The sequence below is a fragment of the Staphylococcus petrasii genome (genome assembly GCF_002902565.1).
Lineage (GTDB): Bacteria > Bacillota > Bacilli > Staphylococcales > Staphylococcaceae > Staphylococcus > Staphylococcus petrasii.
Genome location: NZ_PPRC01000056.1, coordinates 44,574 through 53,077, shown reverse-complemented (window position 1 = coordinate 53,077; position 8,504 = coordinate 44,574). Strand labels below are relative to the sequence as shown.

Below are 8,504 nucleotides of genomic sequence, written 5' to 3'. Positions count from 1 at the left end.
AACCAATCCAAAGTATATTTTAATCACATCCACTGCTAACTCTAAAGAAAATCGTTATAATAAATATGTATATTATATGGAGGAATGTATTTTGGATTTTTGGTTAAAAGAACAAAGTATAAAAAATAAAAATAAAATCGCAGTTACTGATGGTGAAACTGCTATAACATTTGAAGATTTATATCATCGTGCTTTCGAATTATCTCAACACTTACTTTCTTTGAATGAAAATAGAGTAGGGTTATATATTCATAATGATATTGAATCGGTAGTATTAGTCAATGCATGCTGGTTAGCTAATATTGAAGTAGCTATGATTAATACTCGTTTAACTCAACAAGAAATGATTAATCAAATGCGCTCTGTAGATATTTCGACAATTATTTCTACTACGAATTTTGATTTACCTTCTTTTAAAATTGTGCATTTCAATGAATTAAACACACTTGAACCGTCTTCAAACACTCAATCGTTTGATATTACACGTATTGCTTCAATTATGTTTACTTCTGGTACTACAGGTCCCCAAAAAGCAGTCCCACAAACCTTTGAAAATCATTATGCGAGTGCCATAGGATGTAAACAGAGTCTGGGCTTTGATCAAGATACAATATGGCTATCTGTACTGCCTATCTATCATATTTCAGGTTTAAGCGTGATTTTACGTTCAATTATTGAAGGATTTACAGTTCGCATTTTAAAGAAATATGATACTGAAACAATGCTTAATATTATAAAAGAAGAGAAACCTACCCATGTTTCACTTGTGCCTCAGACATTAAAATGGCTTATGGATGCAGGGTTAAATCAGCCATTTTCAATAGAAAAAATATTATTAGGTGGCGCAAAGTTATCATCAACATTAATTGATCAGGCACTTGATTATCATTTACCTATCTATAATTCATTTGGCATGACGGAAACGTGTTCTCAATTCTTAACTGCAACACCAGAAATGCTTGCGCAACGTTATGACACTGTTGGAAAGCCAAGTGAGAATGTGAAAGTTAAAATTAAAAATCCGAACGAAGAAGGGCATGGAGAACTTCTTATAAAAGGCAACAATGTCATGAATGGCTATTTATATCCTAAGCAACTGGATGACACGTTTGAAGATGGTTATTTCAAAACAGGTGATATTGCAGAAATAGATAACGAAGGTTATGTCATGGTTTATGATCGTCGTAAAGATTTAATTATCAGTGGCGGCGAGAATATTTATCCGTATGAAATTGAAACTGTTGCTAAGAAATTTGAAGGTATGGAAGATGCAGTATGTGTTCCACAGGATGACGAAACTTGGGGCCAAATTCCAGTGCTTTATTATGTTTCTGAAAATGAACTTTCACAGGACGAACTTATCCAATTTCTGCAAAATAATTTAGCTAAGTATAAAATTCCTAAACATTATTATCGTATGAAATCATTACCTTATACTTCTACCGGAAAATTACAACGAAATAAAGTTATTTCACAGGTAAATCAACATGAAAATTAAAGAAGTCAATTTCTATTACTATAATGCAGCATTTCATTCTCCAATTATCACTCCGAAAGTTGAAATGACACATCGAAAAGCGCTTATAGTGGAATTCGTCACTGATAAAAATCAGTCATATTTTGGAGAAAGCAACGCGTTTGAGACAAATTGGTATGATAAAGAAACTATTCATTCGGTAAAAAATATTTTAGAAGAATGGGCGAATAACATCAAAAATGTCACGTTTAATACGTTTGCGGATTGGAAGCCATATTTACGTCAGCTTGAATCCTATCCAGCAGCACGTTGTACAGCGGTGATGGCAATTTATCAAATATATCATCAGCTACCTAGTTTCAATGTAGAATATGGGGCTACGGCAAGTGGTTTAACGGAAGCACAGTTACAAACGCTTCAAACCACGCAACCGCCTCGTATTAAGCTCAAATGGTCTAAACAATTGAGTGAGGATATTCATAAGTTGAACACACATCTTAAGCATAAATATTATTTAGCGCTAGATGCTAATGAATCATTATCTGTTCATGATTTGGAAAAGGTAGAACAAATTACGTCGCAAAATATTATTTATATCGAAGAACCATTTAAATCATTATCTCTACTTAATAAAGTAGATTTAAATAATTATCCACCTATTGCTATAGATGAAAAAGCACTCAATGAAGAAGCGATTATTTCAATCATTGAACATTATCCAATCGAGGTAGTAATTATAAAACCATTTAGAGTAGGTGGAATAGATAAAGCACAGCAATTAATTCAAACTCTACATCAACACCAAGTTAAAGTAGTAGTTGGTGGAATGTATGAGTATGGTTTGAGTCGTTACTTTACAGCGTTGTTAGCAAATGAAGGGGATTATCCAGGAGATATTACGCCGGATGGGTATTATTTTAAAGAAGATTTTACGCAAGGCATAGGCAAATTAAAAGAGGGATTGATTCATTTTAATCCCCCAATTATTAATAAAGCGCAATTAATACCTTATGAGTGATGATGGTCGTTGTTATCTTTTTTCAAAGGCACAGGATCGAAACCACCTTTATGAAGTGGATGACATTTTAAAATACGACGCACGCCCATATAGCCACCTTTAAAAGCACCATAGACTTCAATTGCTTCTCTAGTATATTCTGAACAAGTAGGATAGAAGCGACAAGTCGGTGGTGTCATTGGTGAAATATAACGTTGATATATATGAATAATGCCTAAAAATAATTTTTTAAACATAGGTACCCTCCAACATAGATTAATTATTAAATAGTTTAACACATTCAAAGGAGTAGTGAGGAACGTGGAGTTTGTAGATAAAGATAATAGACGTGTCACAATGCAGTTTAAAACAAATAATGATGAACCGGATGGCAATCACGTTTTAGCTATTCCCATTTTCAAAAAACAGCTATTATTTACGCAGCACAAACAACGGGGCATTGAATTTCCTGGTGGCAAAGTTGAGCAAGGGGAGTTTAGCCGACAAGCGATTGAGAGAGAGTTGTTTGAAGAGACAGGTGCGATTGCTGATGATATAAATTATATCGCTCAATATCAAGTGCATACTAATGATGGATTTAAGTTTGCCAAAGATGTTTATGTGATTAAGGTCAAAGAGATTCAAAATAAAAAGGACTATTTAGAAACTGAGGGTCCTCAGTTATTTAAGCGAATTGATGATATTTCTGAAGCACATCAAAGTTATTTAATTCAAGATGACGCGATTCTCAAATGTTTGGAGAGGGTGATTGAGCTTGGGTATTATAGCTACTAAAAAAATGCCGATTGAATCACACACGCACTGTTTTGAAGAAATCACTTATGAGGTTGATCATCTTAAAGTCAAAGCATTACAAATGACGCCTTATAATGAGAACGTAGAACGCATAGTAGTATATTTGCGTGGAGGTAAAGGACAAGTTGGACGTGTGCGTGCTGCGAGATTGATGCAGTTTGCGAATTTAAATACATTAGTTGTAGGACCATATTATAGAGGAAGTAATGGTAGTGAAGGTCGAGATGAATTTTGTCGTGCTGATTTAAATGACGTGACAGAACTAGTGCGCATTTTAAAAAAGAAATATCCTAAGGCTTATGTGCATATGATTGGATTCTCAAGAGGGGGACTGCAAGGGTTACTTACGTTCCAAGATTATCCAGCTGATAGTTACATTGCGTGGGGCGGCGTTTCTGATGTGCGATTAATGTATGAAGAACGTGTGGATTTGCGCGGAATGTTGCGACGGATGGTTGGTCATCCTAAGAAAAATAAAGAAGAATACGAGAAGCGAGATGCTCTAAAATTAATAGATAGTAAGAGTCCGCCGATATTAATTGTACATGGAGGCAAAGATTGGCAAGTTGGCATTCATCAAGGCTATTATTTAGAAGAACAGTTGCAGAAAAAGGGAGCTCAATATGATACATTCTATCAATTAGAAGAAGGCCATGTGCCACGCCCTAAAGCAATGAAAGAAGCATTGAATTATATTCATGCTTGGATGAGGAAAATTGAAGAACAAAAAGAAAATGCCCAGTCTCACTGATACATCATTAAGATGTCAGTGGAGTGGGCATTTTCCTATTTGATAATTAATTATTATTTATTGAATCCGCCAGTTTCAGCAATTTCTTTTACTTCTGGACCGAATTTTTTGAAGTTTTCTTCAAAACGTTTAATTAAATCATCAGCTTGTGCACGATATTTATCTGAATCGCTCCACGCATTGATTGGATTTAAGATTGTTTTAGGTACGTCTTCCATTTCAGTAGGAATGCTTAAGCCGAATTTTTCATCTTTAGTAAATTCAGCATTTTTTAATTTACCAGTGATAGCTTGGTCAACCATATAGCGTGTGTAGTGTAAGCTAATACGACGACCTACACCGTATTTACCGCCAGTCCATCCTGTGTTTACTAAATAAACATCTACATCATGTTCATCAATTAATTTACCTAATAAATTAGCATATTTAATAGGGTTTAATGGTAAGAATGGTGCACCGAAGCATGTTGAGAATGATGGTTCAGGTTCTGTTACACCGCGTTCTGTACCAGCTAATTTAGAAGTGAAACCACTTAAGAAATGATACATTGCTTGTGATTTAGTTAATTTAGCAATTGGAGGAAGTACTCCGAATGCATCTGCAGTTAAGAAGATAATTGTATTAGGATGTGCTGCTTTCGAAGGTAATACAATATTATCGATATGATGAATAGGGTAAGCTGCACGTGTATTTTCAGTATTAGTGTTATCGTCAAAATCTACACGACCGCGTTCATCTACTACTGTATTTTCTAAAATAGTACCGTATTGAATCGCATTAAAGATTTGTGGTTCTTTTTCTTTTGAAAGGTTAATTGCTTTAGCATAGCATCCACCTTCAATATTGAACACACCATTTTTATTCCAACCGTGTTCATCATCACCGATTAATTTACGGTCTGGTGCAGCAGATAACGTTGTTTTACCAGTTCCTGATAAACCGAAGAATAATGCTACGTCGCCTTTGTTACCGACGTTTGCAGAGCAGTGCATGCTCATAATATCTTGCATTGGTAATAAATAGTTCATTACTGAGAAGATACCTTTTTTCATTTCCCCAGCGTATTCAGTACCACCGATTAAAATTGTTTTATGTTTGAATGAAATGATAACAAATGTTTCAGATTTAGTACCATCTACTTCTGGATCTGCTTTAAAATGAGGCGCTGAAACAATTGTGAAGTTTGCTTTAATGTTTTTAGCTTCTTCAACTGATTCAGGTCTAATGAACATGTTTTGTGCAAATAGGTTATGCCATGCTAATTCATTGATAACCGTTAATTTAAGTTGAGTATCTTTGTCGCTTCCAGCATAGCCGTTGAAAACGTAAAGTTCATCTTTTTTATCAAGATAGTCTAAAACTTTATTGTAGAGATTTAAGAAGGTTTCTTCATCAATAGGTTGGTTAATATCTCCCCAGTGGATATTATCTTTATAAGAAGGTTCAGTTACGATGAATTTATCTTTAGGAGAACGTCCTGTATATTTGCCTGTACTTGCGTTAATTGCTCCTAATTCTGTTAATTCGCCCTCATTATTATCTAAAATCTTATTGTAAAGTTGTGTAGTAGAAAGTTGAAACAGTGAGCTTTCTTTCTCTAATAAGTGTTTAATTTTAGGTGTTTCGCTGTATGTATCTACTGACATACCCAATCCCTCCAGCATCAATTTATTGAAATATTTCGTGTAAGCCTTTACATTAAATTAGTATAACATAATGGCTTAATTATTCCACCTGGTAAAGACAAAAACTTTTAAAAATCGAAATTGACATTGATGAGGGGATTCGGTAGTATAGTTAGTAACGGATTCTCTTATCCTGAGTGGTGGAGGGACATGGACCCAATGAAACCCAGCAACCTCTTTTAACAAAAGAAAGGTGCCAAACCGTTTGCAGACATATATGGTCTGAACGATAAGAGCGAATGGACGTTTAAGAGCCTTCTCTCTATCTTTTATAGTGAAGAGGGCTCTTTTATTTTGAGCTCACAATTTGAAAGAGAATTTTCGTAAATTTTAATAATAAAAGGAGCAAACCATGACTTATAATAAACGTTTATTTACTTCAGAATCAGTGACTGAAGGACACCCTGATAAGATCGCTGACCAAGTTTCTGATGCCATTTTAGACGAAATCTTAAAAGACGATCCAAATGCACGTGTCGCTTGTGAAACGACAGTGACTACTGGAATGGCTTTAATCGCAGGAGAAATTTCAACTTCTACATATGTAGATATTCCTAAAGTTGTACGCGAAACAATTAAAAATATTGGTTATACACGTGCAAAATATGGTTACGATTATCAAACAATGGCAGTATTAACTGCAATTGATGAACAATCTCCAGATATTGCACAAGGTGTAGACAAAGCATTAGAATACCGCGAAGAAATTTCAGAAGAAGAAATCGAAGCAACTGGTGCAGGTGACCAAGGTTTAATGTTTGGTTATGCTACAAATGAAACTGAAACTTATATGCCTTTACCAATCTTCTTATCTCATCAACTTGCTAAACGTCTATCAGATGTACGTAAAGATGGTATTCTAGATTACTTACGTCCAGACGGTAAAGTTCAAGTAACAGTAGAATATGATGAAGATGATAAACCTAAACGTATCGATACAATCGTAGTATCATCTCAGCATGCGGACGATGTTGAATTAGAACAAATTCAAAGTGATATTAAAGAACATGTTATTTATCCTACTGTACCAGAAGGTTTAATTGACGATGAAACTAAATTCTTTATTAACCCAACAGGTCGTTTCGTAATCGGTGGACCTCAAGGTGATGCTGGTTTAACAGGACGTAAAATTATCGTAGATACATATGGTGGTTATGCACGTCATGGTGGCGGTTGCTTCAGTGGTAAGGATCCAACTAAAGTAGACCGTTCAGCAGCATATGCAGCAAGATATGTAGCTAAAAATATTGTCGCAGCTGAGTTAGCTGATCAATGTGAAGTTCAATTAGCTTATGCGATTGGTGTAGCTGAACCAGTTTCAATTTCTATTGATACATTTGGTACTGGCAAAGTATCAGAAGCACAATTAGTTGAAGCGGTTAGAGCACACTTTGACTTAAGACCAGCAGGCATTATTAAAATGTTAGATTTAAAACAACCAATCTATAAACAAACAGCAGCTTATGGTCACTTTGGACGTACGGATGTCCTATTACCATGGGAGAAATTAGACAAAGTTAATGTCTTAAAAGATGCTGTACAAGCATAATAACCTCTATTCAAATTTTGATGTTTTGTATCGAAATTATTAATCATTTCTATTATAATTAGGACTATTGATAGTAATAGAAGTAAGCTTGTCGATAAAGTAATCTTAAGTATAATGACTGAAAGAAATTGTTTACAGTCTGAAGGAGCGTTGTTTTAATGAATTCATTTGGACCAATTGAAATTGGTTTAATTGCAGCAATTGTAGTAGCAATCATTTGTTTAATATTATTCTTAGTTACCTTAAAAAGTAAAAATAATATCAAACAAAAAACGAAAGAAGAATACAGTCTTAAAGAAAAGCAAATGCTAGAGTCACATGAAGAGGCTTTAGAAAAAGAACGTATCGAAAACAAAAAACAAGTCACTCGACAAAAAGAAGATTTCGATGCCACAATTAGCGGTAAAAATCGTGAAATTGATGCTTTAAAACTTTTCTCTAAAAATACAAGTGAGTATGTGACTGATATGCGATTAATTGGTATTCGTGACCGATTAGTTAATGAGAAACGTATTCGACGTGAAGATATGCATATTATGGCGAATATCTTTTTACCAAGTAATGAGTTTAATGATATTCAACGCATTAGTCATTTAGTATTAACACGTACTGGTCTTTATATCATTGACTCTCAATTGTTAAAAGGGCATGTTTACAATGGTATTAGTGGTAATCAATTCCAAGAGTTACCTATGATGGAACAAGTCTTTAACACACTTGATTTAGATGCGAAAGCACCTCAAACATTGGTGTTAGATCAGAATGATGATGAATCATCTTTATCATTTGTAAATTATTCAGACCAACTTGAAGCGATTGAAAAGTTAGCGACTGATTTGCAAACGCAATTAGGTACGAAATATACGCCAACGGCTATTATGTATTTCAATCCTAAACGTGATGGAGATGTAACGATTTCAAATTATGCGCAAAGTTCAAGTGTTAAAGTGTTAGTAGGTCCTGAACAATTAGATGAGTTCTTTAATAAGTTTGTGTTCCATGGACGAATTCAATTTAATGTTGAAGAGTTACAATCTATTATGGATAAGATTGAAACGTTTAATTAATATACAAACGCTAGGAAGATTAATCTTTCTAGCGTTTTTTGTATGTGAATGGTTCTAAGATAGATGTTCACTCACTTAAGTTGTAAAGCAGTTCTTAGATGAATGTTACTCATTTTGTTGCGACGCTTTCTTGCGGGAAAGGCTCAAGCCTGTAGTCTTGAG

At 34.4% G+C, this 8,504-nt stretch carries 8 protein-coding genes and 1 riboswitch; of the genes, 6 read left to right on the top strand and 2 right to left on the bottom strand.

Annotation, left to right across the window (positions count from 1 at the left end):
- Positions 1 to 91 precede the first annotated feature (91 nt).
- Positions 92 to 1,498, top strand: coding sequence for an o-succinylbenzoate--CoA ligase (menE, locus tag CD127_RS09160; RefSeq protein WP_103366485.1), 1,407 nt, complete (start codon positions 92 to 94; stop codon positions 1,496 to 1,498).
- Complete coding sequence (gene menC / locus CD127_RS09155) at positions 1,488 to 2,495, top strand: o-succinylbenzoate synthase (RefSeq protein ID WP_103366484.1); 1,008 nt, start codon at positions 1,488 to 1,490, stop codon at positions 2,493 to 2,495. Before menE ends, menC begins: the two co-directional genes overlap by 11 nt.
- Here the strand turns inward: menC and yidD are convergent.
- Entirely contained in the window at positions 2,486 to 2,731 is a 246-nt protein-coding gene (gene yidD / locus CD127_RS09150; protein ID WP_103298645.1) for a membrane protein insertion efficiency factor YidD, read from the bottom strand. The two genes, menC and yidD, sit on opposite strands and share 10 nt — an antisense overlap.
- A 100-nt stretch (positions 2,732 to 2,831) precedes the next feature.
- Here yidD and ytkD point away from each other — a divergent pair, with 100 nt between their 5' ends.
- Positions 2,832 to 3,269: an RNA deprotection pyrophosphohydrolase gene (gene ytkD, locus CD127_RS09145; protein ID WP_221270268.1), complete on the top strand. Its 438-nt coding sequence runs from the start codon at positions 2,832 to 2,834 to the stop codon at positions 3,267 to 3,269.
- 4 nt (positions 3,270 to 3,273) lie between these two features.
- Positions 3,274 to 4,041, top strand: a complete 768-nt coding sequence (locus CD127_RS09140; RefSeq protein ID WP_380493185.1) for an alpha/beta hydrolase family protein — start codon at positions 3,274 to 3,276, stop codon at positions 4,039 to 4,041.
- Positions 4,042 to 4,094: 53 nt separating this feature from the next.
- Here CD127_RS09140 and pckA read toward each other — a convergent pair whose 3' ends face one another.
- Positions 4,095 to 5,687, bottom strand: coding sequence for a phosphoenolpyruvate carboxykinase (ATP) (gene pckA, locus CD127_RS09135; protein ID WP_103366482.1), 1,593 nt, complete (start codon positions 5,685 to 5,687; stop codon positions 4,095 to 4,097).
- A gap of 164 nt (positions 5,688 to 5,851) precedes the next feature.
- A riboswitch (SAM riboswitch) is annotated at positions 5,852 to 5,962 on the top strand.
- Positions 5,963 to 6,078: 116 nt separating this feature from the next.
- On the opposite strand from pckA, the gene metK reads away from it, so the two are divergent.
- Together metK and CD127_RS09125 are read left to right on the top strand one after the other, a co-directional pair.
- On the top strand, positions 6,079 to 7,275 hold the full coding sequence (gene metK, locus CD127_RS09130; protein ID WP_103366481.1) for a methionine adenosyltransferase: 1,197 nt from the start codon (positions 6,079 to 6,081) through the stop codon (positions 7,273 to 7,275).
- Positions 7,276 to 7,433: 158 nt separating this feature from the next.
- Positions 7,434 to 8,342: an NERD domain-containing protein gene (locus CD127_RS09125; protein ID WP_103366480.1), complete on the top strand. Its 909-nt coding sequence runs from the start codon at positions 7,434 to 7,436 to the stop codon at positions 8,340 to 8,342.
- Positions 8,343 to 8,504: the final 162 nt, after the last annotated feature.